General features: G+C 46.6%; 1 protein-coding gene. It reads left to right on the top strand.

The genetic code is table 11. The features are described 5' to 3' along the window. Nucleotides 1–53: 53 nt before the first annotated feature. Nucleotides 54–522 (top strand): helix-turn-helix domain-containing protein (locus tag ICN37_RS08480; RefSeq protein ID WP_216156674.1); only part of this gene is annotated, 469 nt, incomplete at its 3' end.

Below are 522 nucleotides of genomic sequence, written 5' to 3'. Positions count from 1 at the left end.
TGAACTGACCCCCAAAAGTTGGACATCAAGTCCAACCAAGGGGGTTTTGTTTTATGAGCAAATACAGTAAGCAGTTCAAACTAAAGGTAGTTAAGGAGTTTTTAAAGTCTGGTGGCCTCAAGCGGGTTGCCCATCTATTTAAGATTAGTCATGCTCAGGTCCGTAATTGGGTTTTAGCCCATCGGCTCCATGGCATTGCTGGGCTTAACCCAAAGCCTGTGCGCCATACTGCGTCGTTCAAAATGCAAGTCCTGCAATACATCGACTTGTACCAAGTCTCCCTTCATTACGCAGCTGCCCACTTCAATATCCCTTCTCCAAGCACGGTTTGGATGTGGCAAAAACTCTACAATGAAGGTGGTATTGCAGCCTTGCAATCCAAACCCAAGGGACGACCGCCCATGCCAAAACAAAGTGAGATTGCAGCGCTACTAGCTAGGCCATCTTCTGAGCTGACACATGACGAGTTACTGCGCAAAGCGCAGTATTTAGAAGTGGAGAACGCTTATCTAAAAAAGTTAG

It is taken from the genome of Polynucleobacter sp. P1-05-14 (assembly GCF_018881675.1).
Taxonomy (GTDB): Bacteria; Pseudomonadota; Gammaproteobacteria; order Burkholderiales; family Burkholderiaceae; genus Polynucleobacter.
Note: the sequence above shows the minus strand (reverse complement) of the source record. Positions and strands in the feature narration are given on the sequence as shown.